This is a genomic window from Pseudooceanicola sp. HF7 (genome assembly GCF_011806405.1).
GTDB lineage: Bacteria > Pseudomonadota > Alphaproteobacteria > Rhodobacterales > Rhodobacteraceae > Pseudooceanicola.
This window is the reverse complement of sequence record NZ_JAATOW010000018.1, coordinates 43159-66378: the sequence shown is the minus strand read 5'-3', so window position 1 is coordinate 66378 and position 23220 is coordinate 43159. Positions and strand designations below refer to the sequence as shown.

Annotated in this window: 22 protein-coding genes and 1 tRNA gene; 13 read left to right on the top strand and 10 right to left on the bottom strand. The window is 66.2% G+C overall.

What is annotated here, in order from left to right:
• Positions 1-57: 57 nt before the first annotated feature.
• Positions 58-639 carry a hypothetical protein gene (locus HCZ97_RS11670; protein ID WP_254871493.1) on the bottom strand — a complete coding sequence of 194 codons (582 nt, stop codon included), beginning with the start codon at positions 637-639 and terminating at the stop codon, positions 58-60.
• Between the two features lie 209 nt (positions 640-848).
• On the opposite strand from HCZ97_RS11670, the gene HCZ97_RS11665 reads away from it, so the two are divergent.
• The 9 genes from HCZ97_RS11665 (at position 849) to HCZ97_RS11625 (ending at position 12041) form a co-directional block, all read left to right on the top strand.
• Positions 849-1925, top strand: coding sequence for a hypothetical protein (locus tag HCZ97_RS11665; RefSeq protein ID WP_167688889.1), 1077 nt, complete (start codon positions 849-851; stop codon positions 1923-1925).
• A 113-nt stretch (positions 1926-2038) separates the two neighbouring features.
• The gene (locus HCZ97_RS11660; RefSeq protein ID WP_167688888.1) at positions 2039-3166 is read left to right on the top strand and encodes a hypothetical protein; all 1128 of its coding nucleotides are present in this window, start codon (positions 2039-2041) and stop codon (positions 3164-3166) included.
• 53 nt (positions 3167-3219) lie between these two features.
• Positions 3220-5154 carry an ATP-binding protein gene (locus tag HCZ97_RS11655; protein ID WP_167688887.1) on the top strand — a complete coding sequence of 645 codons (1935 nt, stop codon included), beginning with the start codon at positions 3220-3222 and terminating at the stop codon, positions 5152-5154.
• A 331-nt stretch (positions 5155-5485) separates the two neighbouring features.
• On the top strand, positions 5486-6883 hold the full coding sequence (locus tag HCZ97_RS11650) for a DUF6638 family protein (RefSeq protein ID WP_167688886.1): 1398 nt from the start codon (positions 5486-5488) through the stop codon (positions 6881-6883).
• Positions 6884-7150 carry a hypothetical protein gene (locus tag HCZ97_RS11645; protein WP_167688885.1) on the top strand — a complete coding sequence of 89 codons (267 nt, stop codon included), beginning with the start codon at positions 6884-6886 and terminating at the stop codon, positions 7148-7150. It begins immediately after the preceding gene.
• Between the two features lie 12 nt (positions 7151-7162).
• A complete protein-coding gene (locus HCZ97_RS11640) occupies positions 7163-7786 on the top strand; it encodes a DUF1523 family protein (protein ID WP_167688884.1) in 624 nt (207 codons plus the stop codon).
• A gap of 91 nt (positions 7787-7877) precedes the next feature.
• Positions 7878-8906, top strand: a complete 1029-nt coding sequence (locus HCZ97_RS11635) for an Atu2307/SP_0267 family LLM class monooxygenase (RefSeq protein WP_167688883.1) — start codon at positions 7878-7880, stop codon at positions 8904-8906.
• A 218-nt stretch (positions 8907-9124) separates the two neighbouring features.
• A complete protein-coding gene (locus tag HCZ97_RS11630; protein WP_167688882.1) occupies positions 9125-10393 on the top strand; it encodes a glycerate kinase in 1269 nt (422 codons plus the stop codon).
• A gap of 139 nt (positions 10394-10532) precedes the next feature.
• Positions 10533-12041 (top strand): MFS transporter, encoded by a 1509-nt coding sequence (locus HCZ97_RS11625; RefSeq protein ID WP_217701770.1) that lies wholly within the window; start codon positions 10533-10535, stop codon positions 12039-12041.
• Positions 12042-12068: 27 nt separating this feature from the next.
• Here the strand turns inward: HCZ97_RS11625 and HCZ97_RS11620 are convergent, their stop codons facing one another.
• Together HCZ97_RS11620 and HCZ97_RS11615 are read right to left on the bottom strand one after the other, a co-directional pair.
• Positions 12069-12716 carry a GntR family transcriptional regulator gene (locus HCZ97_RS11620; RefSeq protein ID WP_167688881.1) on the bottom strand — a complete coding sequence of 216 codons (648 nt, stop codon included), beginning with the start codon at positions 12714-12716 and terminating at the stop codon, positions 12069-12071.
• A gap of 31 nt (positions 12717-12747) precedes the next feature.
• Positions 12748-13440: a M48 family metallopeptidase gene (locus HCZ97_RS11615; RefSeq protein WP_167688914.1), complete on the bottom strand. Its 693-nt coding sequence runs from the start codon at positions 13438-13440 to the stop codon at positions 12748-12750.
• Positions 13441-13574: 134 nt separating this feature from the next.
• Here HCZ97_RS11615 and HCZ97_RS11610 point away from each other — a divergent pair, with 134 nt between their 5' ends.
• From HCZ97_RS11610 to HCZ97_RS11600, 3 genes are all read left to right on the top strand, one after another.
• Positions 13575-13898, top strand: a complete 324-nt coding sequence (locus tag HCZ97_RS11610) for a TIGR02300 family protein (RefSeq protein WP_167688880.1) — start codon at positions 13575-13577, stop codon at positions 13896-13898.
• 135 nt (positions 13899-14033) lie between these two features.
• Positions 14034-14109: transfer RNA gene (locus HCZ97_RS11605), tRNA-Ala, on the top strand.
• 169 nt (positions 14110-14278) lie between these two features.
• Positions 14279-14887 (top strand): AAA family ATPase, encoded by a 609-nt coding sequence (locus tag HCZ97_RS11600; RefSeq protein WP_167688879.1) that lies wholly within the window; start codon positions 14279-14281, stop codon positions 14885-14887.
• A gap of 37 nt (positions 14888-14924) precedes the next feature.
• Here the strand turns inward: HCZ97_RS11600 and HCZ97_RS11595 are convergent, their stop codons facing one another.
• The 7 genes from HCZ97_RS11595 to HCZ97_RS11565 are packed head-to-tail and all read right to left on the bottom strand — an operon-like array spanning position 14925 to position 22450.
• On the bottom strand, positions 14925-15704 hold the full coding sequence (locus HCZ97_RS11595; RefSeq protein WP_167688878.1) for a citryl-CoA lyase: 780 nt from the start codon (positions 15702-15704) through the stop codon (positions 14925-14927).
• Positions 15697-16884 (bottom strand): CaiB/BaiF CoA-transferase family protein, encoded by a 1188-nt coding sequence (locus tag HCZ97_RS11590; RefSeq protein ID WP_167688877.1) that lies wholly within the window; start codon positions 16882-16884, stop codon positions 15697-15699. The genes HCZ97_RS11595 and HCZ97_RS11590 overlap by 8 nt, the downstream gene beginning before the upstream one ends.
• Positions 16881-17999, bottom strand: a complete 1119-nt coding sequence (locus HCZ97_RS11585) for a zinc-binding dehydrogenase (RefSeq protein WP_167688876.1) — start codon at positions 17997-17999, stop codon at positions 16881-16883. Before HCZ97_RS11585 ends, HCZ97_RS11590 begins: the two co-directional genes overlap by 4 nt.
• A 4-nt stretch (positions 18000-18003) precedes the next feature.
• Positions 18004-19482: an aldehyde dehydrogenase gene (locus HCZ97_RS11580; RefSeq protein ID WP_167688875.1), complete on the bottom strand. Its 1479-nt coding sequence runs from the start codon at positions 19480-19482 to the stop codon at positions 18004-18006.
• The gene (locus HCZ97_RS11575; protein ID WP_254871492.1) at positions 19479-20990 is read right to left on the bottom strand and encodes a tripartite tricarboxylate transporter permease; all 1512 of its coding nucleotides are present in this window, start codon (positions 20988-20990) and stop codon (positions 19479-19481) included. The genes HCZ97_RS11580 and HCZ97_RS11575 overlap by 4 nt, the downstream gene beginning before the upstream one ends.
• Positions 20991-21000: 10 nt before the next feature.
• The gene (locus HCZ97_RS11570) at positions 21001-21486 is read right to left on the bottom strand and encodes a tripartite tricarboxylate transporter TctB family protein (RefSeq protein ID WP_167688874.1); all 486 of its coding nucleotides are present in this window, start codon (positions 21484-21486) and stop codon (positions 21001-21003) included.
• Position 21487: 1 nt separating this feature from the next.
• Positions 21488-22450, bottom strand: coding sequence for a tripartite tricarboxylate transporter substrate binding protein (locus HCZ97_RS11565; RefSeq protein ID WP_217701769.1), 963 nt, complete (start codon positions 22448-22450; stop codon positions 21488-21490).
• A 114-nt stretch (positions 22451-22564) separates the two neighbouring features.
• Between HCZ97_RS11565 and HCZ97_RS11560 the strand changes: the two genes are divergently transcribed.
• The gene (locus HCZ97_RS11560) at positions 22565-23215 is read left to right on the top strand and encodes an IclR family transcriptional regulator (protein ID WP_175581712.1); all 651 of its coding nucleotides are present in this window, start codon (positions 22565-22567) and stop codon (positions 23213-23215) included.
• Positions 23216-23220: the final 5 nt, after the last annotated feature.

Genomic DNA, 23220 nt, shown 5'->3' with positions numbered 1-23220 from the left:
CGCAGCGCCCCCATCGACGGGGCGCTGCGCGTGGGGGGCAATGCCCCCCGCCCGCGCTCAGCGGCCGAAGTCGCGCAGCGCGCCGAAATCGATCTTTTCAACCAGTTCCTTCATGGCCTCTGGTGAGCCGCCTTCGGCCTTAACCATGATGCGGCCATCGACCATGCCTTGCAGCACATCGTCCTGGAGCATGAATTTCTCACGCTGCACGCGTTCGATCTTGGCCCCGAAGGCGGCGGCATTGGCGACCATGGCCGAAACGGAGGCCACGATGGGGTTGTCGGCCATCAACGTCAGGGTCATGCCCTCATCGTCGTTGTAATACTCCGCCTCGGCCGCCGTGCCGCCGCCCATCATCGCTAGACCCGAGGTGATGTCCGGATTGACCTCTTTGCTCCAGCCATCCGGGGCCTCCGGCAGAAAACGGCCGAGCTCTTCGGTCTTGAGGGACATCAGCATCTGGCGGGCATAATCCAGCTCATCCAGAGCATAGCCATTGTCGCCGTCTTCATAGGCCTCTAGCGCGCTCTTGAGCGAGTCCGAGATCTCATCGGCCTGCAGCGGTGCAGCGCCAAGCGGAAGCATTGCCAGAAGCAGGCCGGACAGGCGCATCGGGCGGGGGAGGGAAAACAAAGACATCCTGGAACCTCTTACATGGATGAGGGCGCGCCGATGGCCACGCCCCGGTTTCTCGGTTAGCTTCCCCGTGGGTAACGGATCCGACAAGTCAGGGAAACCTGACCTTCAAATTCGCCTGTCGGGGGGATGTAAATCGGATTAACAATATCCATATCTGCCGGGAAGCAGGCTGGAACACCAGTCCTGAGGCAAGGCTTGAGGGAGAGAACATGGCCGATTTCGCAACGCAGCTTGAAGAAAGCCGCAGGGAGGTCGAGGTGAGCCAGGCGCGCATCGCGGAGCTTTCGGGCCGAATCGAAACCGCCCGGCAGAAGATGTCCCAGGGCGAAGACGCCATGGCAGAGATCGAGAACGCGACCCTGGACGATGTCCATGCCCATGCCGAGGCGATGAATGCCAATATCGCAGAGCTGATCATGGGGCTGGACGATGTGACCGCCCAGTTCTCAAAGGATTTCAGCGACATGCGGGGCAAGACGGGCTGGGAAAGCTTCGTCGGCATTTTCTCGCGCGCCAAAAGCGACCAGCTGCGGCAGGAACGGGTGCGCCAGGCCTCCATCGATGACAAGCTGCAGGACCTGATCGCCAAGTCCGATACGATCACCAAGCTCCTGCAGGATCAGCTGGGCGTGCTGAACGCGCAGAAGACCCGGGTGGAAGGCAACCTGTCCGAGACGTTGTCGGATCGCGAGGACGTGGTCGGCGCGCTGGAAGGCCTGCGGGCAGAGCTGAAGGCGATGGATCCCGTGATCATCGACCTGGAAAACCGCATCTCCGTCGAACAGGATGCCGCCGCGCGCACCCGGCTGGAAACGGAACTGGCCGCGCTGAACTCGCAGTACAACGCCTTGGTCCAGGACGAACAGGTCAAGATCGCCCGCAGCCAGACGCTGGAACGCTATATCGAGAAGGGCAAATCCTGGGTCGACAGCCTGCAGAACCAGGCGGCGACGCAGATGGTGCTGATCAACAAGCTGGAAACCGACACGCGCCAGCGGGTGGTGCTGTACGATGCGCTGACCAAGTCGCTGAAGACCGCCCAGCAGCAGGAAGTGGCCCACCGGATCAACGAGATCGGCACGGAAACGGATCGCCAGGCGCAGCAGGCCATGGCGCAGATCGGGGCGGCGACCAATGCCAGGATGGCGGACATGCTGGAAGCCCACGAAGGCCACATGGTCTTTGCCCGCGACGTGCTGGAAGCCAAGGCCCGCGCCGATGAACGCTTTGCCCGCCGTTTCCAGGCCATCGTCGAAAAACACGACAAGAATCTCTATGAGGGCTGACAGATCCGGAGCGGCGGGACGGGCGCTCGCCCCCGTGCGGGGGCCTCGCCCCGCCCCCCGTCCCATGCCGAATGCACGACCCCGTCCCGCAGCGCCCCGCGCGGAGGCCGCAGATGCCTGAAACCGAACTGACCAACGACCACGTCGGCCTGTCCGACACCCATGTGTCGCGCCATTACTTCCGCCGGTTCGAAGCCATCACCGGCCACCTCTCCCGCGTGGCCGCGCTGATGGAGGTCGAAGGCAACCTGGCCCGGCGTGAGGTCGACGTGCTGGCACGCCACCTGACCGCGCTGACCTTCACCTTCCGGGCGCTGTCGATGAAGTACCTGCTGGCCGGGCGCGACACGGGCACCTTCTTTGGCTCGCTCACCATCGACGATCACGAAAGCGGCTTTCCCGCCGCGCGCGAGCTGATGGTGCTCGCCAATGACGCCCTGCAGGCCGGCACCCACCTGGAGCAGATGCCCACGACCGAGGTGCTGAAACGGCAGATGCTGGAGCAGATCATCGGGGACCGGACGCTGCCGACGCGGCTGCAATTCACCCTCAGCCAGCGGCTTTATTACGAAGAACTGGCGCGTGGCGCGCTCTTTCTGCCGCGCAACGATCCAGAGGCGATCTGGCTGGAAACCCGGGCCGATGGGCGGCGTGTCTACCTGCTGCACTGGGCCGTCTACGACAGCCAGGTGAACCTGCCGGTGATCTACCTGATGGAGATCGAGGATACCGGAAAGATCGGCCTTCCCAAGGACATGGCCCGGTGGGAGGGGCTGCGCCAGCACCTGCTGGCCCAAAGCCTTGGCGGGCTGAAACTGCTGACCATCGCGCAGGGGGTGGACCGCGATTTCGACCACCTGCACCCCAAGCGCCTGCAACGCATCCACATCGGGCCGATGTATTCGCACGGGCTGACGCGGCAATCCGGGCCGATCGGCGACGTGCTGGCCCAGCTTCCCCTGGGAGAGGACAACTGGGCCCTGGCCTGGACCCGTGAGGAGCTGGTGAGCGAAGGCGTCCAGAGCGAGCGCGCGGGCTGGTTCGGTACGGTGGAGCGCGAGGTCTTCGCGCTGGATCCCTTCGGTGCGCGCGGCGTGGAAACCGGCGCCACCCGGACCGAACGGGCGGTCATCCTGCCCGCGGCCGCCTACCAGGTCCTGGCAGAGCTGGATCCGCCGGGCTTTGCCGCCGTGCGCAAATTCGTGGTGGGCGCGGGCGACCGGGTCCTGAGCTACAAGTGAGCGATGGGTGAGCGGGACAACATGAAGAACTGCAGTCAGACGAAGGAGCCGAAATGAGCCTGAGCGGGGACCTGATGGAGCTGCGGGAAGAGGACATCCGCAAGCATTACCCGGCTGCCCTGGCGCTGCTGGAAGGCTTCGACCATGCGCCCCGCATCGCGGCGGCGCGTGTTGCGGAGGCGCCCGAACGCTCGCCCGGTCTCGGGACGCGGCGGCGGTTCCGCTCGACCACGCCGGGGCTGGTCACGCGGCGCTCGGAACCCGCGGCAGGCGTGCATCTGCTTGATCGTATTGGCGAATGTGACGACGGCGACGCCCTGCAATCGCCCCGCCAGGCGGCGCTGGCGCAGGCGCTGCGCCGTGCGATCGCCATTGGCCTGGCGGTGGGAGAGGCCTTTTCGGAGGCCTCCGGCCTGTCAGAGCTGAAGCGCGCGAACCTGGAGGCGGCCCTGCCTGCGGAGCGGCGCGCGGGGTTCGCGGAATTGCTGGCGGCGGAATCGCTGGCCGTGCTGCATGTGACCGCCAATGCCGCCGCCTGGCTGCTGGCCGCCCACCAGGGCGAAACCCCGGTGGAGATCGGCCCGGTCGAGGAGGTGCTGACCGACAATGCGCCCCTGGCCCTGCAGGGTACCCTGTGGGAGCTGGACGGCATTCTGGCGGATGTGGCCCATGGCGACGAGGCGCGACTGGTGCCCGCCGTCGTGGCCTGGGCAGAGACCTTGATGGAGGCCGTGGCACGGCGCAGCGGCGCGCCGGGGCTGGCGGCCTTCACCGGGGCGCGCTGGCGCGTGGCGGCAGATGAGCTTGTCATTCAAGGGTTTAGCCCGGCCACCCATCGCCGGAGCGGGGCCCTGACCATGTCCTTCAAGCGCCCCGAAGAGGTCGTGGGCAACCACATCGCCAAGCAGCAGGCCCTGCGCCTGTCCAAGATGCTCATGGCCTATGATTTCACCCGGCAGATGAACCCCTTCGCGGAGCTGGGCGGCTTCGTCTTCACCTTCATGGGGGACGGCGCGCCGGGGACGGGCAAGACCACCCTGATCCAGATGATGACCGGGATGATCCATGGCTATTGCGAGATCGCGGGCTATCCCTTCCGCTACCGGAACCTGTCCACGGAGAGCATAGACAGCTATCAGGGCAAGTCCGGCCAGAACGCAAAATCCTTTGTTTCCGAGGTGTTGGACCCTGCTGTGATCGGCTTCGGCACGATCGACGACATCGACCAGATCGCAGGGCGGCGGGGGGATCGTCAAAGCTCTGCCGGGCAGCAGGAGATCACCGCGGTCCTGATGGAAAGCTTCGCCGGCGCGCAGACCGTGGTGCGGGGGAACTGCACCTTCGGGATGTTCTCCAACTTCCCGGAAAACGTGGATGATGCCCTGCGCCAGCGGGCCGGGGCGCGCTTCCTGGTAGACGGGCCGCAGAGCCGCGAAGATTACATCGACATCCTGACCCTGCTGCTGGGCAAGGGGCATGACATCCCGCTGGGCAAGCATGATCTTTACGCCGCGCAGGAATTGCAGCAGGCCGTGGCGCGCAGCTACGCGGGTCATTCCCGCCCCGCAGAGGCCGCGCTGAGCACTGTCTTCACAGAGGTGGAAGCCCGCGTTGGGCCGCTCAACACCTTAGAAAAGTTGGGAACTTACCTGCGGGCCATCGCAGAGGCCGATCCGCGTTTCACTGGTCGGGCGGTCAAGAACGTGACCGATGCGGTCAAGGTCCGGGCGATGGATTTCGACCTGCCCGACGACTGGCTGGAAGAGCCGGAGCGCTTCCTGTTCCGCGATTACGAGACCAAGCTGGGCATGATCTCGGAGCTGCGCAAACCGGTGACCGCAGAGATGGTGCTGCAGGAGATCAACCGCTATGCCGATGCGGAATTCCGCTACGCCGGGAAAAGCGACGCGGCGGCGGTCGATGACATGGTGCGCGAGATGGGCCTGCGAGAGCGGGCGCAGAAGCGGTTCCTGGAAAGGGGCGCGTGATGGGAAATGGTGCGCTGATGCAGGGTGAGCCAGGGGCGAAAAACAGCGTCGGTATGACGTCTGTTTCGTGTCGGTATCACGTCGGTATTACGTCGGTGCGCTCCGCACGGTGGGGTCGCACTTTGGTAATGTGCGTGGATGCGCAGACGGGACCGGCGCTCGCTCCTACGGAGCCTCGCCCCGCCCGCCGTCCCGTCCAAGGGCGCGCCGTCCTTTCCGTGGGGCCGGGAGGCGCATGCCGACAACGGCCGCGGCCCCCTCGATGGGGGCAAAGGGCGTCTGCCCCGGCCTGCAACTTTGCCCGCAACCTGGCCTGCAGGGAGGTGACCCAATGACCCCCCTCATCCGCTCCGGCCTGATGTTCGGCAACCTCATCCATATCGACAGCCCCGCGCTGATCGACCGCTACAACCGCGCGCTGGAGCATCTGACGGGCAAGCGCACGGCGCTCAGCGATTTCCACATCGATATCTCCGGCTTCTCGCCCGAGGTGGGGGATGAGCTGGGCGATCCGCTTTACCTCAACCACCTGGGCTGCAACCGCCAGTTCATCCTGCTGACCACGCGCCAGCAGGGGGCGCCGCTGCTGGATGCGACCTTCTCCACCTCGCGCGGGATCCTCAAGCAGTTCATCGCCGCCAACGAGGACCAGCTCTTCGCGCTGACCGCCCGGGATGCGGTGGCGGGAGAGCTGGTGAATTCCGTCTTCTCGGTCGCGGATCCCGCGCGGCTTCTGGATATCCGCAAGATCCGGATCGAGGCCGACACGACCAAGGGCACCCTGCGCGACGCGGCAGAGCTGGGGCGGCTGTCGGACCGGTTCCTGCAGGAAGAGGACGCCTGGTTCGATGACCTGCTGATCGCGCAGATGATCTCCGTCGCGGAGCGCACGGGCGATATCGCGCGCAACCCGGTCACGCTGGGCCATGCGGAGTTCGACCAGCCGGATTTCTGGACCTCGCATTTCGGCGGGCTTTACGTCTTTCGCGCCGCCGGCACGGTGATCGGGGCGGATGTGCCCGCCGAGATGCCGGAGCGCGCAATCGCCCTGTCCGATCGCAAGGCCCTGGCGCGCTTCCTGGATGAGCAGGGGCTGGTAGAGCCCATCATCAGGCAGAAGGGCGCAGGCGCGGCGGCGGTGCTGCGCCAGAAGATGGATTTCATCCTGGTGGACATGGCCGATGGCGCGGGCATCCCGCTTGAGGGCACCACGCGGGGCGATCTGCGCCGCATCGCGCGCGCCCATGCGGATAAATTGCCGCCTGAATACACGGACCTGTCGCGCATGGTGGCCTGGGCCGAGGAGGGCGCGCCCTGGCCGCGCGTCACCTCTGCGGACCCGGCCTATTTCTACACCCTGCGTGCTGCGCCCGGCCCGGCGAAGGCCCTGGTGAACCAGCTGCTGTCAGAGCTGTGTCCGAAGGATTTCCGCCAGCTCTTCATCTGTCACAAGTCGGCCTTCTACCGGGCTTTCCGGGGCTGGTCGGAGACGCGGCAGGCCTATGCGGTGGAGTACCTCAGCCGCGAATACATGGCCGACAAGGCCGGCGCGCGGGCCCAGCTTTTCGGCGCCGATGACCCGCTGGTGCGCGAACCGGAGGCGACTGAGGGCCCCTGGGATCGCGCCCGCGCCGCGGAACAGGCCGCCCAACGAAAAGATGAGGAGCACAAGGCCGAGGAGCGCCTGCGCCGTGTCGGCCCCTGGTCCAGCCTGGGGAGGGTGCGCTAGATGTTTGCCCTGTTCCGCCTGGCCTTCGTGCTCTTCCTGGTGCTCTCCGTCGCCTATATCGCCGTCTCCTTCTGGTCCCGTCGCAAGCGGCGCCAGAAGCTGGAGCGCGAATGGCGGGAAGAGGGGTTGCCCGGCCCGATGGAGGACTACGTTGAGCAGGGGCTGGAAGACTATGATGACAGCTTCCGGCGGCACCTGATCCTGCTGATCTACATCCTGCCGGTGGCCATCGTCGCCTTCATCATATACGCCGTGAACTACATGTAGGAGTGCCGCGCAATGCGTTACGTGAAATGGGCCATCTGGACGATCCTGATCCTCTTCGTGGCTGCCGTCTTCCATTATACCCTGCCCCAGCACGACGTGGTGCGGGTGACCGATACCTTCGAGCGGCGGGTGGATTACGGCGGAGAGAACTCGATCTTCTGGGCCAAGGCCGATACCGGCAACGCGGTGGGGACCAGCAACCGGGATGTCTTCTTCATCCAGACCATCCGCGCCAACGGCAAGCCGATGGTCTACCGCAACGAGGACACCGGCTGGGGCTGGCCGCCCTATTTCAAGTTCGACACCAACAACCTGCAGACCGAGGCGGCGGATCTGAAATCCACCTCGGCCAATCCGCAGTGGGCCTCCATCACCCATTACGGCTGGCGGAACGAGTTCATCTCGATCTTCCCCAACGCGGTGGCGATCAAGCCGGTCTCGGGTCCGGATTACAGCGCGATCCCCTGGCTGAACATCGTGATCATCCTGGTCTTCCTGGCGCTGTTCTGGGCGATCCGAGTGCGCTGGCTGCGCTTCCGCGCCCGCCGGATCGATCCGCTGTTCGACAAGGCCGAAGACGGCGTGGACCGGGCCGAAAGCCGCCTGCACCGCTGGATGGGCGGCAACGGCTCCTGAGCCGCGCGGGGCTGCACAGCACCTGTGCGCCCCTTCCGCTGGCCCGCAGCGCTCCGCCGGCCTAGATGCCTTGGCAACACAGGAGGAACGCATGGAAATCGGTCTTTACACCTTCGGCGATGTCGGCACGGATCCTGCGACGGGGGCAAAGGTCAACGCCCACCAGCGCTTGAAGAACCTCATGGAAGAAATCGAGCTGGCCGACCAGGTCGGGCTGGATGTCTTCGGGCTGGGGGAACATCACCGGCCCAATTACGCGATCTCCGCGCCCGCCACCGTGCTGGCCGGGGCGGCGCGCAGCACGAAATCCATTCGCCTGTCCTCTGCCGTCTCGGTGCTGAGCTCGGATGATCCGGTGCGGGTCTACCAGCAGTTCGCCACGCTCGATAACCTGTCGGACGGGCGGGCAGAGCTGATGGTGGGGCGGGGCTCCTTCATCGAGAGCTTCCCGCTGTTCGGCTACGACCTGAAGGATTACGACGCGCTCTTCGAGGAAAAGCTCGCCATGCTGATGGCGATCAACGATGGCGGGGCGCTGAACTGGCCGGGCACGGAGTTCACCCAGAAGGTCGAGGGCCTGGGGGTCTATCCCGAACCGGTGAAGGGAAACCTGCCGATCTGGATCGCCGCCGGGGGCACGCCGCAGTCCATGGTGCGCGCAGGGGCCTACGGCGCGCCGCTGGCGCTGGCGATCATCGGTGGACAACCCCGCCGCTTCGCCCCGCTCGCGGATCTCTACCGGCGCGCGGCCGAACAGGCGGAAAACGCCGACACGGCGCGCGTCTCTCTCAACGTGCACGGTTTCGTGGGCGAGGACGGCAAGCGCGCGGCGGACCTCTTCTTCCCCGCACAGAAAGCGGTCATGGACCAGATCGGCCGCGAGCGCGGCTGGCCGCCGCAAAGCCGGGCGCAATACGATGCCTCCATGTCCCCGGAAGGGGCGCTTTTCGTGGGCTCGCCCGCGCAGGTGACGGACAAGATCCTGAGCCTGAAAGAGGATATCGGCTTTGACCGGGTGACCATGCAGATGGCCATCGGCGTGATAGACCATGCCGAGATGATGAAGGCCATCGAGGTGCTGGGCACAAAGGTCGCGCCCGAATTGCGCAAGGCGGGCTAGGGGGCCAGCCCCCGTCCCCTGCGGGGACTCCCCCGAAGTATTTCGGGCCAGATGAAATGGGATCCTTCATTCATCTGGCCGCAAATACTTTGGGGGGAGACGCGGCAGCGTCGGGGGGCAAGGCCCCCTTCACCGCTTTTTCCGGGTGCCGGCATTGGACCTCCGGGTGGGAGGTGCATAATGTCGCCTGAAAGATCCCCGGAAAGGAACACACTCCCATGCAGCAGAACACCCGCGCGCGTTTCACCCGCCTGTTCGAGGCCGCCGTCGCGGCGGCTGATCCGGTCGAGGCACTCAAGGGGAACCTGCCGGAGCCCGTCGCGGGGCGTACCGTGGTCATCGGGGCGGGCAAGGGCGCGGCGCAGCTGGCGCGCGCCTTCGAGCAGGCCTGGGCCGGGGCCGGGCATGGTGCGCTGGAGGGGATCGTCGTCACGCGCTACGGCTACGCGGTCAGCTGCGAGAATTTCGAGGTCCTGGAAGCAAGCCACCCTGTGCCCGACGCCGCCGGTGCCGCGGCGACCGAAAAGGTCGTGGCGCTGCTGGACGGGCTGGGAGAGGATGACCAGGTGGTGGCCCTGATCACCGGGGGTGGCTCTGCCCTGCTGGCCGCGCCGCCCGAGGGGCTGACGCTTGAGGACGAGCAGGCGCTGAACAATGCGCTGCTGTCTTCCGGCGCGCCGATCGGGGCGATGAACGCCATTCGCAAGCAGGTCAGCCGCGTGAAGGGTGGGCGGCTGGCGGCGATTGCCGCCCCGGCGAAGGTGACCTCTCTGATCGTGTCGGACGTGCCTGGCGACGATCCGGCCGAGGTGGCGTCCGGCCCCACGGTGCCCTGCGCCAAGACCCGTGCCGATGCGATGGCGGCGGTGCGCAATTACCAGATCGCGCTGCCCGAGCGCATCCGTATTTTCCTGGAAGAGGCGGGCGAGGATGCGCCGGACCCTGCGGATTTCCCTGCCAACAGCGCCGTGGTGATCGCCTCGGCCGCGCGCTCGCTCGAGGCGGCGGCTTGCATGGCCGGGGTAGAGCGCCTGCCGACGGTCATCCTGTCCGATTCGATGGAGGGCGAGGCGCGCGAGGTTGCGCGCGTCCTGGCATCCATCGCGCGCGAGGTGCGCCTGCGCGACCGGCCCTTCCGGGCGCCGGTGCTGATCCTGTCGGGGGGCGAGACCACGGTCACCCTGCGCGGCAAGGGCCGGGGCGGGCGCAACACGGAATTCCTGCTGTCCTTCGCGCTTGAGATCGAGGGGATGGAGGGGGTTTCCGCGATTGCCGCCGATACCGACGGCATCGACGGATCCGAGGACAACGCCGGCGCCTTTGCCGATGGCACCACCGCGGCGGAGATGCGCAGCGCAGGCGTCGATCCCGCTGAGGCGCTGGCGCGCAACGATGCCTATACCGCCTTCGAAGCCGCCGGGCTGATCTTTGCCCCCGGGCCCACCGGCACCAACGTGAACGATTTCCGCGCCATCCTGGTGGAATAGGCGCGCGCCCGGCGCGGGCGGCGGTGCCTTGCGCCGGGGTATTCGGAAAAGGGGGCATCCGCGGGGATGCCCTTTTCCTTCGCTCCCGCGCGCTCTAGGTCCGGAGCGGAGCAGGTCGTCCAGGAGGTCCGGGTCCGTCATGAAATCGCAGGATGAGGGCCCAACCGAGAGCCGGGAAGAGAGTCCGCACGAGGGGGCGCATCCGGCTGCCTCCGCGCGCCGCCCGGCCATGACGGACGGGCTGGTCCGCCGGATGGGTTTCGAGCCGGGACAGGTGGCCCTGCCGCTGCTGATCGCGGGCACCTTCTTCATGCAGAACCTCGATGCCTCGGTGATCACGCCGGCCATTCCGGCCATGGCCGAGAGCTTTGGCGTGCGCCCGGTGGAGCTGAACCTGGGCGTCAGCGCCTATATCCTGACCGTGGGGGTCTTCATCCCGGTGTCGGGCTGGGCGGCGCGGCGGTTCGGGGCGCGGCGCATCTTCCTGATCGCCATCTGCCTTTTCACCCTGGCCTCTTTGCTGTGCGGGTTCAGCCGGAGCCTGCCGCAGTTCATCGCGGCGCGGATCCTGCAGGGGCTGGGCGGGGCGATGATGGTGCCCGTGGGGCGCTACGTGGTGCTCAGTCTGACGCCGAAGGACCGGCTGATGGGGGTGATTGCCCTGCTGACCTGGCCGGGGCTGGTGGCGCCGGTCCTGGGGCCGCCGCTGGGCGGGCTGGTCATCGACAGCGCAGGCTGGCGCTGGATCTTCTGGCTGAACCTGCCGCTGGGCCTGATCGCCATCACCGCCGCCCTGCGCCTGCTGCCCCGGCTGGAGCGTGACCCGGGGCGGCGCTTTGACTGGCTGGGCTTTGCCCTGATCGCGCCGGCGCTGTTCTGCATCCTCTTCGCGGCTGAGAGCATGGGGGCCAAGGTCCCTTCCTGGGGGCTGGTGGCGCTGCTGGGCGGGGGCGGGCTGGGCCTGCTGGCGCTGGGCTACCGCCACCTGCGGCGCAGCGACCATCCGATCCTGCAGTTCGGCGCCATGCGCTTTGCCACCTTTCGGGTCCCGGTGCTGGGCGGGTCGATCTTCCGGCTGTCGATCAATGCCACGCCCTTTTTGCTGCCGATCTTCTTCCAGCTGGCCTTCGGCTGGAGCGCCTTTCGCGCCGGCCTGATGATGACCGCGATCTTCGCGGGCAATATCGCCATGAAGCCCCTGACCACGCCGCTGCTGCGCCGCTTCGGCTTCCGCACGGTGCTGCTTTGGGCGGGGGCGTGCAACACGCTGGCGGTGCTGGCCTTTTCCTTTGTCGGGCCGGGCATCAGCTTTCCGCTGCTGCTGGGGGTGCTTTTCGCCTCTGGCCTTGTGCGCTCCATGCAGTTCACCGCGATGAACACCCTGGCCTTCGCAGATGTGCCCCAAGCGGAGATGTCGGAGGCCAATACGCTGTTTTCCACCATCGTGCAGCTGGCGCGGGCGCTGGGCGTGGCGGTGGGCGCGATCTTCTGGCGCATCGGGCAGTCGGTCTACCCGGAGGACGTGACGGCGGGGTTCCAGCTGGCCTTCCTGCTGATCGCGGCGCTGTCGCTGCTGGCGCTGATCGACAGCTGGATGCTGAGCCGGGATGCCGCGGAAGAGGTGCGGCGCGGGCCGCGCAGGCGCTGAGGGGCCGGGGCAGGGGGCGATCCGGCCTCAGGCCACCAGCATCTTTAGCCCCTGCGTCACGTCCGAGCGCACGGCCAGCCGCAGCCCCGGTTCATCCCCGGCCTTCAGCGCGGCGATGATGTGGCGGTGGAAATGCGGGGCCTCGTTGCGGCGCATCTTGGTATAGAGCTTGCGCATCGTCGGGCCCAGTTGCAGCCAGACCGTTTCCGCCATGGCCAGCATCGCCGGCGCCTGGGCGCGCAGGTAGAGCGTGCGGTGGAATTCCAGGTTGGTGCGGATATAGCCGACGCTGTCGTGAGAAATCACCATTTCAGAGATCGTGCCGTTGATCGCCTGCAGCCGGTCGATCAGCGCCATGTGGGCGCGGGGCAGGGCGCGGGAGGCAAGCTCCACCTCGATCAGCGAGCGCAGGGCGGCCAGTTCCTCGATCCGCTCGTTGGAAAGATCGGGGGTTGAGACGCGGCCCGAGCTGGAAAGCTGCAGCGCCCCTTCGGCCACCAGGCGGCGCACCGCTTCGCGCGCCGGGGTCATGGAGACGCCGAATTCCTTGCCGATGCCGCGCAGGGTCATGGCGGTGCCTGGGTCGACCTCTCCGTGCATGATGCGGGTGCGCAGGCCGCGGTAGGTGCGGTCATGGGCAGAGGGGGACGGGTCTGGGCGGGTCTGGAGCAGCATGCAATGCTTGTGATCACGGGCGGCCTTGCAGTCAAGCGTCGAAGCGGTAGCGGTGCAGGTCCGATCCTTTCTGCCGCAGCCAGCCGCGCTGTGTCTTGTAGGGGCCGTGGATGCGTTCCACCTCTGCCCAGAAAGCGGGCGAATGGTTCATCTGTGCCAGGTGCGCGACCTCATGGGCGGCGACATAGGCCAGCACCTCTGGCGGGGCCATGACCAGCCGCCAGGAATACATCAGCCCCGCGTCCGCCGTGCAGGAGCCCCAGCGGCTGCGGGTATCGCGCAGGGTCAGCCGGGCGTAGCCGCGCCCCAGCCGGTCTGCGTAAAGATCCGAGGCCTCTGCCAGGCGATCCCGCGCCAGCGCCTTGAGCCAGGCGGCCAGGCGCGGCCCCATGGTGTCGCCGGATCCGGGGATCTCAAGCGTCTCCGGACCCAGCCGGACAGAGCGCCCGCTGCCCGCGCGCACCTCTCTTGGCTGGCCTTCGACGGGGATCAGCGCGCCGGGGCGGATGATCACGTCATCGCCGCGCGCAGACAGGTGGGAGCGCAGCCACTCCGCCTTTTCATGCGCGAAATCCAGCCCCTGGCGTTCCGGCACATGCCTTGGCAGGGTCAGGGTGACCCGCCCGTCCAGCGCCGATACGCGCAGGGAAATGCGCCGCGCCCGCGCCGAACGCCGTATGGTCACGGGCACCGGGGGGTTGCCGGGCAGGACGTGCTGGCCCATATGCTCTCCTGTCTCGATCATGCTGACACTGCCGGCCATGTGATATGGCGCGGGAAAAGGTTTTGACACCCTTTCCCACTTATGGCAGGTGGCCCGGATTGTGGACAAGAGTCTCAGCAAAGAAGGGAACTGAAATGCCCAAGGAAGAATGGGGCACCAAGCGCGTCTGCCCGACCACAGGCAAACGGTTCTACGACCTGAACCAGAACCCGGTGGTCAGCCCCTACACGGGTGAAGTCGTCGAGCTGGATCTGGGCAAGAGCCGCATGATCGCCGCCGACAACGAAGACGCCGCCACCAAGAAGGCCTCCGCTGCCAACAGCAGCGATTCCGAGGACGTGGTCCTGGATGACGACGACGTGGATGTCGACCTGGGCGATGACGTCCTGGACGATGACGATGATGACGATAACGTCTCTCTGGACGAGATCGCGGACGTCGCAGACGACGAGGAATGATCCCTCGTTTGCAGGGTTGAACTGACCTTGCGACAACGAATGGCCAGGGGCGCGATTTTTCGCTTGATCCCGCCCCGGGCTTCCCATAGACAGCGCCGCACAGGGTCGAACGGAAACGAAACGACCTTGCGGAACGGGGCCTTAGCTCAGCTGGGAGAGCGCCTGCATGGCATGCAGGAGGTCAGGGGTTCGATCCCCCTAGGCTCCACCATTCCCCCCTTGAAAAGCATCAGATAGTTCTGCCTTTCTCGTCAGAGGATTTGCCTCTGCCGCGCAGACGGGTGCTGTTTTCCCTACGAAAATCCATGCTGCCTTGATCTGCGCCTTTCGGAGCGTCGATCGCCTCGCAGCGCTTCCCCTGTCAAACCCGAGGATGGCCCATGAGCGACCATTTCTTCGTCGTGACGGGCGGCCCCGGTGCGGGCAAGACCAGCCTGATCGCCGAGCTCGCCCGTCGCGGCCTTCACACAATCCCCGAATCCGGCCGCGCCATCATTCGCGAGGAGATGCAGAGCGGCGGAGAGGCCCTCCCCTGGGCGGATCGCATGGCCTATGCTCAACAGATGCTGGAGCGCGACCTGCGCGCCTACAGCACCGCACAGGCGCTCTCAGGCTCCGTGATCTTCGACCGAGGCATTCCCGACATCATGGGCTACCTGACCCACTGCGGCCTCCCCGTGCCGCCCCACATCGCTGCAGCGGCCAAGGCAGCCCGCTACAACGCCCGCGTCTTCCTGGCGCCCTACTGGAACGAGATCTTCGCGCAGGACGCAGAACGCAAGCAAACCCGCGCTGCGGCCGAAGCGACATGCGCCGTTATGCGCGAGACCTACACCGCCCTAGGATACGACATCATGGAGCTGCCGCGCACCGACATCGCAACACGCGCCGACTTTGTATGTGGGCAACTGGCTAGGCTTCGCCGACATCACGTTGATCCCACTTTGGTTCCGCCATTTATCGACAAGACCGAGCTTGGTCAGCCATGACAGGACGAGGGGCATCGCGCAGCACCGGATCACGAACTCAGTCGTCCCTGTAGGTCCACAGATAGCTTGGCGGCATTGGCCCCTTGTTACGCCCGCCTTGCTGTTTCTGTTCCCAGGCATGGGCTAGGATGCCGACTGAGCGCGACAGGCAGAAGATGCCGCGCGCCAGCGGCGCGGGAAAGCCCAGCTCGGCAAAGATCACCGCCGTGGCCCCGTCGATATTCATCGGCACGCCGCGCGAACGGCCTCGGGCCAGTTCGGCCTCTATGGCGCGGGCGATGGCGGCGAAACGCCCCGAAATCTCACCCTGGACCACCAGATCATCAACCAGCGCCAGCAAACGCGGTGCGCGCGGGTCGCCGTCCTTGTGGAAGCGGTGCCCGTAGCCGGGGACAAACTTGCCCTGCTCGGCGCGGAAAGCTGCCAGCACCTCGGGCACCGCCGGCACGCCGCCCGCCGCGTCGATCCGCTCGAAGAGTTCGACCAGCTGTTCCCCGGCGCCGCCATGGACATCGCCCAGCACGTTGACTGCCGATCCCATCGCGTTGTTCAGCCCTACCCCGCAGGTGATCGCCATACGCGCCGTGGCGATCGAAGGGGCCTGCGGCCCGTGATCGACAGAGGCGACCAGCGCCGCTTCCAGCAGCTTCGCCTGGCCCTCGCTGGGCTGATCGCTCCGCAGCATCAGCCAGATCATCTGGGGAAAGCTGACCGCGCCGATCAGCTCCTGGATGGGGTGGCCACGGAACTCGATCACGCCAGGCTCCATCCGGATGATCGAGGTGGTCCACCAGTCTTCAACCGCCTTGTCAGTCATCGTCCGCTCCAGTGGTCCGTTGATGGAGGTAGCGGTCCGCGTCCTGTCCCAGCCGGGGCGGCGGGGAGGCGACGCAGGGCCGTTCTCCGTTGATTGTCACCGGCGAGGCGACCAGCGACAGCCGCCCACCCCGCGCGCCTTCGAAGGCGCCGAAATCGCGCACCAGCCCGCGTTCGGACAGGTGGTCGGAGGCGAGGACCTCCTCTACCGACAGCACCGCGCCCGCCGGCACACCCAGAGGGTTCAGCTCGGCCTCCCAGGCGCGGGCGGACTTGCTGGCCAGCGCCGCCTCGATCTCGACCCGCAGCGCATCGCGGTTGGCCTTTCGGTCGTCCCGCTGGCTGTAGTCTGGATGGCTCAGCAGATCCTCCCGGCCAAGGGACCGGCAAAGCGCCTCCCACTGGCGGCTTTCATTGGCGGCAATGTTCAGCAGGCCGTCGCCCGTCTGGAAGGCTCCGGAGGGCGCCGCCGTCATGTTCTCGTTGCCGATCACCGCCGGCGGCACCCCGGCCACCAGCCAGTTGGACACGGCCCAGCCCATGGTCGCCACCGTTGCCTCGAGCATGGAAACGTCGATGAACCGCGCCTCGCTACGGTCCGCCAGAGCGGCGCAGATCGACATGGCGGCGGTCAGACCGCCGATCGTGTCGGCCACAGGAAAGCCGACGCGCAGCGGATTGACCTCTGGCGTGCCGGTGACGGCCATGACCCCCGCCGCACCCTGGATGATCTGGTCATAGGCCGGGCGCTTGGCCCATGGGCCTGTCTGGCCAAAACCGGAGATGGCGCAATAGATCAGGTCGGCCTTTCGGGCGCGCAGCACCTCCCAGCCCAGTCCCAGCCTGTCCATCACGCCAGGGCGGAAGTTCTCGACCACCACGTCCGAGGTCTCGACCAGGGCCAGGAAATCCGCCTTACCTTCGGCGCTTTTCAGATCCAGCTCAACAGAGCCCTTGCCGGCATTCTGAGCCAGGAAGGACACGCCCATCAGATCCGCCGACAGTGCGCGCGAGGCACCCAGCTGGCGCGCCAGATCGCCCCGGCCGGGGATTTCGATCTTGATGACCTCGGCTCCGAGATGCGCCAGCTGCTGGCAGGCAAAGGGGCCCGCCAGCACGTTCGTCATGTCCAGCACCCGGACGCCGGACAGCGGAGAGGTGGCTTTGCTGTCCTGGGTCATGCTCCCTCCATGAAGGTGACGACCGGCTTGACTTCGGTCTGCTGTTTCATCGCCGCCAGCGCATCGTTCACCTGATCCAGCCGGTAGTGGTTCGAGATCAGGCGCTCAAACGGCAGGTCGCTGCCGTGGCGGCGGATGAACTCCATTGCCGCCCAGTAATCCTTGGCCCCTCCGGCCAGCGAGCCCAGTACCCGCAGGTTGCGGTTGACGAAGGTCGAAGGCTTGATCGTCACTTCGCCTTGCCCCAGCTGGCCGACGAGCAGGTAGCTGCCGCCGCGTCGAGCCAGGTGCAGGCCCTCGGTGAAGGCCTGGGGGATGCCCGCGAATTCCATCACCACATCGGCGCCGCGTCCTCCGGTGGCGTCCATCACGAAGGCCTGGCGCTCCTCGGCCGACATGGTCTCGACCGACAGGACATCATCGGCGCCGAACGCGCGCGCCAGATCGAGCCGTGCCTCGGGCGCCCCTATGGAAATCACCCGCCGAGCGCCCGACATGCGGGCGACGCCCGTGGCCAGCAGGCCCAGGGGCCCGGTTCCCTGCACCACCACCGTGTCGGTGTGCCGGATCTCGCCCAGTTCCTCCACCGCGTGGATGACCGAGCGGAAGGCGCAACTGGCCATGCTGGCCAGCGGGCTTGGCACGCTCTCGGGCACCTTCACGCGGCCGGACTCCGGCAGAACGTAGACGTATTCCGAGAAGCCGCCGAGCAGGTAGGGCGCGCGCTCCATCGTCTCGTACATGTAGGCGCGGGCGTTCTGGCACAGGGTCGGCTTGGCCGCGACGGTGCACATGTAGCAATGACCACAATTGGTGCGGGTCCAGGTGATGCGGTCGCCGGCGCGCAGGTCCTGACCGACGCTGTCGCGGTCAGCGCCCGGTCCGAAGGCCACGACCGTGCCGGTCATCTCGTGGCCGACGATCACCGGCAATTCGACCGGCCGGGCCAAGGCGCCGTTGGCAAGGTGTACGTCGGTGCCGCAGATGGTGCAGCAATCGGTCTTCACCAGAATCGCGCCGGGCTCGATTGTCCGGGGAACGGGCACGTTCTCGATTTTCAGTGGCGTTCCGTACTGGCGCAGGACCGCGGCGCGGGATTGGTCGGGAAGTGTCATCGGCTTACCCCAGCACGAAAGGATTGGAACGGTTCGGCTCGGGCGTGATCCAGACGCTTTTCGTCTCAAGGTAGTCCTTGAAGGCGTCCACCCCGCCCTCGCGCCCGATGCCCGACTGCTTGTAGCCGCCGAAGGGTGTGGCAAAGCTGGTGGTGCGGTAGTTGTTCACCCAGACGGTGCCCGCGCGGATTCGGTCGACGGCCCGCATGGCGCGGGCCAGATCACGGGTCCAGACGGCGGCCGCAAGGCCGTAGTCGGTGTCATTGGCAATGGCATAGGCCTCTTCCTCGGTCTCGAAGGCGATGACGCTGGCCACCGGGCCGAACACCTCCTCACGGGCGATGCGCATGTCATTGGTGACATCGGCAAAGACCGTGGGGCGGATGAACTGCCCCTGCCCAAGATCAGGGCCACTGACCACCTCGCCCCCTGTGACCAGCCGCGCGCCGTCTTTCTGGGCCATGGTGATCATCGCCTGGACCTTCTCGAACTGCGGACGCGTGCAGATCGGGCCGATCTGGGTCTCGGGATCAGCCGGATCACCGATCTTCGCGGCCTCCGTCGCAGCCTTGAAGGCCTTCAGGAAAGGCTCCAGCACGCTTTTCTGAACCAGCACCCGACTGCCTGCCATGCAGGTCTGCCCGGCTGCGGCGAAGATGCCCGCGATGGCGCCCTTTACCGCCTGGTCCATGTCGCAATCGTCGAAGATGATATTCGGCGACTTGCCCCCCAGCTCCAGCGTGACCGGCTTGAAATGCCGGGCGGCGGCCATGGCCACATGGCGCCCGCCCTCCTCGCCACCGGTGAAGGCAATCTTGGCGGTCAGCGGATGCGACACCAGCGCCTCGCCAACCTCGGCGCCCAGGCCGGTGACAACGTTGATCACGCCCTTCGGCATCCCGGCTTCATCCGCCAGCCGCGCCAGCTCGAGCACTGAGGCCGATGCAAACTCGGACGGCTTGATGACGATGGTGTTGCCCGCCGCCAGCGCCGGCGCAAGCTTCCACGCTGTCAGCGACAACGGAGAGTTCCAGGCGGTGATCGCCACCACCACGCCGATGGGTTCGTATTTCACGTAGTTGAAGACGCCGGGCTTGTTGATCGGCACCACGTGGCCGCCGACCTTGTCGCACAGGCCCGAGTAGTAGTTCAGCCATTGCGCCATGTTGGCCACCTGGCCCTTCACCTCGGCCACCAGCTTGCCGTTATCGCGCTGCTCCACCTCGACCAGGCGATCGGAGTTCGCCTGGATGTAATCCGCGAAGCGGCGCAGCAGTGCCCCCCGCGCGGTCGGGGTCAGGCCCACCCAGTCGGGATTGTCCATCGCCGCATGGGCGGCACGCACCGCGCGGTCGGCATCGGTCGCGTCCGATCGCGGCACCTCGGCCCAGACCTTGCCCGAGAACGGCTCGACCGCATCCATCCACTGGCCCGATGCAGGTTCGGCCCAGGCGCCGTCGATATAGTTGAGATACTTGATCATGTGTCCACCTTCTGGTTTTCGGTCACGGCGCGGCGCGCCTTGCGCCGGCGGATGAGGGGAAGCGCCAGCATCAGCGCGATCAGCAGGATGAAGATCCAGTTCACCACCCCGGTGAAGAAGATCGTCGGGTCATTGCCACTGATCAGCAGCGAGCGGCGCAGTTCGGATTCGGCCATCGGGCCGAGGATGATCGCCAGCACGGCGGGCGCCGTAGGGATCTCGAGCTTTTCCATGCCGTAGCCGACAAAGCCGACGATCATCATGATCCAGACCTCGACGATGCTGTTGCCCACCGTGTAGACGCCGATCGAGGTCAGCACGATGATGCCGGGGGCCAGGATCAGCGGCGGCAGGCGCAACGCGTTGATGAAAAGGCGCGAGCCCAGCGCCCCGATCGGGATCATCATCAGCGCGGTCACGCCCATTGCGATCATGAACCCGTAGGTGATCTCGGCCGTATCGCGGAACAGCGCGGGCCCGGGGCGCAGGCCGTGCACCAGCAGTACCCCCATGATGACGGCAGCCACGGCGGAGCCCGGCACGCCCAGGGTCAGGGCGGGGATCAGCGTCGCGGCAGTGTCGGCGTTGTTGGCACATTCGGCGGCAGCCACACCCTTGGGGTCGCCCTTGCCGTAGCAATCGCCCTCCTTGGCGCGACGCCGCGCCTCGTTCCAGGAGATCACAGCGGCGATGTTGCCGCCCGCGCCGGGCATGATGCCGACGATCACGCCGATCACCGAAGAGCGCAGCCAGACCGGTAGCAAGGATCGCATCCTGAACCCGTCGTCGGCGCGGTTGCCAGTGTTCAGGTCCTTGCTGTTGATGCGCAGCGCCTTCTCGGCCAGTTCCAGCGCGGGGGGAATGGCATACAGGCCGGTCAGCACGACGATGATCGAAAAGCCCGAAACCAGATGGACCGAGCCGAAGGTGTAGCGTTCGGCGCCAGTAATCTGGTCGATTCCCACCAAGCCCATCAGCAGGCCCGCGCAGGTCGAGATAAGCCCTTTGGAGAGCGAGCCGCCCAGCACCGAAGTGATGCACAGCATCCCGAAGATCGCCAGCCAGAAGAACTGCGACGGCCCGAATTTCAGCGCCAGCGCAGCCAGGGGCGGCGACAGCAGGATCAGGCACAGAGCGCTGACGAAAGAGCCGAAGGCCGAGGAATAGAGCGAAACCCGCAGCGCCAGCCGGGCACGGCCCTGCTGTGTCATCGGGTAGCCGTCAAAGACGGTCGCGATGCCCGCAGGCGTGCCTGGGATGCGCAGCAGAATGGCGGGAATCGAGCCGCCGTACATGGCACCGTTGTAGATGCCCGCCACCAGGCCAAGCGCAACCAGCGGTTCCATCCCGAAGGTGAAGGGGATGAGCACAGCGATCCCCATGGTCGCCGAAAGCCCTGGCAAGGCCCCGGCCAGGACGCCCATCACCGTACCGGCAACCATGGCGAGGATGACCACAGGCGTGAAGATGGCGGCGAAGCCGTCCACCAGATGTGTCAGAATATCCAAGGAAAACTCCTCAGCCGCCGAAGATCAGGTCCGCAGGCATGGGACTTTCGAGCAGCACAATGAAGATCAGCCAGAGCAGGACGGCGAGACCGGCGGCGGCCAGGGCGGCCTGCCATGCCGGGCGCAGTCCCATCAGGACAGGCGCGGCAGTCAAGAAGACCAAGATTCCGGTGAAGAAGCCCAGATGCGGGATCGCCGCCACGAAGGCCACCATCAGGGCCGCCAAGGTGGCCAGACGGCGCAGCGAGGGCTTCGACAGCGTCACGTCCTCCTCGACCGAGGCCTTGGGCAGCTTGCGCAGCAGGCCAGCGGCCCATGTCAGGGCCGCCATGCAGCCCAGCCCCGAAACGGCGATCGGCATGAAGGCCGCCGCGCCACGGTAGCCGGTGCCGACCCACGCCAGAAGGGCGAAGATCGCGGCGATCCCGAGGGCGGCGGCAAGTTCTGCCACCACCACCCGGGAAGACGTCAAGGAGATGTCGTCGCGCGTGCTCATGTCACTCGACCCAAGGGTTCTCATCCCACAGCGCTTGATAGAGGCCCTGCAGATCGGTCAGCGTCGCGGTGAAGTCATCCGAGTTCTGGTAATCCAGCGGAAGCGCTTGTTCGGCAGCAGCAGCGCGGAATTCCTCGTCCGCGACGGCTTCGCCGATGGCGGTCGACAGGGTTTCGATGATCGCCGGATCGAGGCCCACGGGGGCACCGATGCCGCGATAAGCGCCGGACACCACGTCGAAACCCTGCTCCTGGAAGGTCGGCACCTCGGGCGCGCCGTCCCAGCGGTCGGCACCCATCTGGCCGAAGGTGGCCAACTCGCCCTCGTTCACGCTGTCGATCACCTCGCCAATATTCATCGAACCTAGGGCAATATGGCCGCCCAGCAGGGCCGCGCGAATCTCGGACGAGCCGCCGAAGGGCACGTGACGCAATTCGATGCCTGCCGCGCGCTGCAGTGCCAGCATCGACAGGTGGTCATCTGAACCGATACCGGTGGTGCCATAGGTAATGGTGCCCGGCGCGGCCTTGGCGGCCTCGACCAGACCGGCCAGATCGCCGAAGTCATTGTTCGGCAGCGCTACAAGGGACCCCGCATCGAACACCACGTTGGCAATCGGCTTCAGCTGGTCGAAGGCGAAGGACGCCTCGCGCTGGATCGGGATCGTGATGCTGGTCGGTGTGTTGATGAAGCCGATGGTGTAACCATCGGGGGTTGCCTTGGCGATCTCGGCAAAACCCAGCTCGCCCGATGCGCCCGGCTTGTTGATCACGGCAATGGTCTCATCGCCAGGCAGATATTTCTCGATGAACGGCACCAGCGTGCGCGCTGCCACGTCTGTCCCCCCACCAGCACTGTAGGCGATCACCATGTTGATGGTCCGGGTCGGGTAGTCCTGGGCGGCCACGGCCCCTGTGGACATGGCCAGCGCGGCAAGCGCACCGGCAAAAATGGTCTTCGTCATTCGCTTTCCTCCTCCTCGTTCGACAGCCTCCCTGTCGATGAGGCGGAGACTGGACAGGCAGCAGCCAAAAGTCCACAGTGCGAGACACCAGTTTTACAGAGCGGAACAATCATCATGGAAAGCGGACAGCGTGTTGAAGCGGTGGAAAAGGCTCTGTCGATCCTGGATGCCTTCTCGGAGGACCGTACATCGCTCAGTCTCAGCGAGCTTTCCAAGGAGACGGGCATCTCCAAGAGCTCGCTGCCAAGGCTTCTCAATTCTTTGATCTTGTTTGGATTCATCGTGCGTGACCCATCGAAACGCTACGCGCTTGGCTCGAACGTCTGGCGTCTGGGCGCCCTGTTCCGACGGCGGTTCGATCTGGGTGAAAGGGTCCGCCCTGAGCTACGCAAGCTCGTCGAGCTGACAGGCGAGACCGCCTCCTATTATGTCCGCGAACAGGAGGAACGGATCTGTCTCTACCGTCAGAATTCCCCGAATCCCGTCCGCCACCATCTCGACGAAGGGTCGCGACTCAGCATCGACCGAGGCGCTGCTGGCCATGCCCTCAGCGCAACCAACGCCAGCCCCGACGACGTCTTCGTCTCGGTCGGTGAGCGCAACCCGGAAGTTGCCGCCGTGGCGGTACGGATCAGTTCTCGCGACGGGGAATTGCGTGGCGCGTTGTGCGTGTCCGGTATCTGCACGCGGTTCGACGAGCCAGCTAGGCAAGCCGCAGCGAACTTGCTGCTCAATGCGCGCAGGCGCCTAACCTTGGAAGAGTAGAATAT

What these genes read in the sequence shown, in the direction of transcription:
- HCZ97_RS11670 (WP_254871493.1), bottom strand. Translation starts at nt 639, where the DNA reads ATGTCTTTGTTTTCCCTCCCCCGCCCGATGCGCCTGTCCGGCCTGCTT.
- HCZ97_RS11665 (WP_167688889.1), top strand. Translation starts at nt 849, where the DNA reads ATGGCCGATTTCGCAACGCAGCTTGAAGAAAGCCGCAGGGAGGTCGAG.
- HCZ97_RS11660 (WP_167688888.1), top strand. Translation starts at nt 2,039, where the DNA reads ATGCCTGAAACCGAACTGACCAACGACCACGTCGGCCTGTCCGACACC.
- HCZ97_RS11655 (WP_167688887.1), top strand. Translation starts at nt 3,220, where the DNA reads ATGAGCCTGAGCGGGGACCTGATGGAGCTGCGGGAAGAGGACATCCGC.
- HCZ97_RS11650 (WP_167688886.1), top strand. Translation starts at nt 5,486, where the DNA reads ATGACCCCCCTCATCCGCTCCGGCCTGATGTTCGGCAACCTCATCCAT.
- HCZ97_RS11645 (WP_167688885.1), top strand. Translation starts at nt 6,884, where the DNA reads ATGTTTGCCCTGTTCCGCCTGGCCTTCGTGCTCTTCCTGGTGCTCTCC.
- HCZ97_RS11640 (WP_167688884.1), top strand. Translation starts at nt 7,163, where the DNA reads ATGCGTTACGTGAAATGGGCCATCTGGACGATCCTGATCCTCTTCGTG.
- HCZ97_RS11635 (WP_167688883.1), top strand. Translation starts at nt 7,878, where the DNA reads ATGGAAATCGGTCTTTACACCTTCGGCGATGTCGGCACGGATCCTGCG.
- HCZ97_RS11630 (WP_167688882.1), top strand. Translation starts at nt 9,125, where the DNA reads ATGCAGCAGAACACCCGCGCGCGTTTCACCCGCCTGTTCGAGGCCGCC.
- HCZ97_RS11625 (WP_217701770.1), top strand. Translation starts at nt 10,533, where the DNA reads ATGAAATCGCAGGATGAGGGCCCAACCGAGAGCCGGGAAGAGAGTCCG.
- HCZ97_RS11620 (WP_167688881.1), bottom strand. Translation starts at nt 12,716, where the DNA reads ATGCTGCTCCAGACCCGCCCAGACCCGTCCCCCTCTGCCCATGACCGC.
- HCZ97_RS11615 (WP_167688914.1), bottom strand. Translation starts at nt 13,440, where the DNA reads ATGGGCCAGCACGTCCTGCCCGGCAACCCCCCGGTGCCCGTGACCATA.
- HCZ97_RS11610 (WP_167688880.1), top strand. Translation starts at nt 13,575, where the DNA reads ATGCCCAAGGAAGAATGGGGCACCAAGCGCGTCTGCCCGACCACAGGC.
- HCZ97_RS11600 (WP_167688879.1), top strand. Translation starts at nt 14,279, where the DNA reads ATGAGCGACCATTTCTTCGTCGTGACGGGCGGCCCCGGTGCGGGCAAG.
- HCZ97_RS11595 (WP_167688878.1), bottom strand. Translation starts at nt 15,704, where the DNA reads ATGACTGACAAGGCGGTTGAAGACTGGTGGACCACCTCGATCATCCGG.
- HCZ97_RS11590 (WP_167688877.1), bottom strand. Translation starts at nt 16,884, where the DNA reads ATGACCCAGGACAGCAAAGCCACCTCTCCGCTGTCCGGCGTCCGGGTG.
- HCZ97_RS11585 (WP_167688876.1), bottom strand. Translation starts at nt 17,999, where the DNA reads ATGACACTTCCCGACCAATCCCGCGCCGCGGTCCTGCGCCAGTACGGA.
- HCZ97_RS11580 (WP_167688875.1), bottom strand. Translation starts at nt 19,482, where the DNA reads ATGATCAAGTATCTCAACTATATCGACGGCGCCTGGGCCGAACCTGCA.
- HCZ97_RS11570 (WP_167688874.1), bottom strand. Translation starts at nt 21,486, where the DNA reads ATGAGCACGCGCGACGACATCTCCTTGACGTCTTCCCGGGTGGTGGTG.
- HCZ97_RS11565 (WP_217701769.1), bottom strand. Translation starts at nt 22,450, where the DNA reads ATGACGAAGACCATTTTTGCCGGTGCGCTTGCCGCGCTGGCCATGTCC.
- HCZ97_RS11560 (WP_175581712.1), top strand. Translation starts at nt 22,565, where the DNA reads ATGGAAAGCGGACAGCGTGTTGAAGCGGTGGAAAAGGCTCTGTCGATC.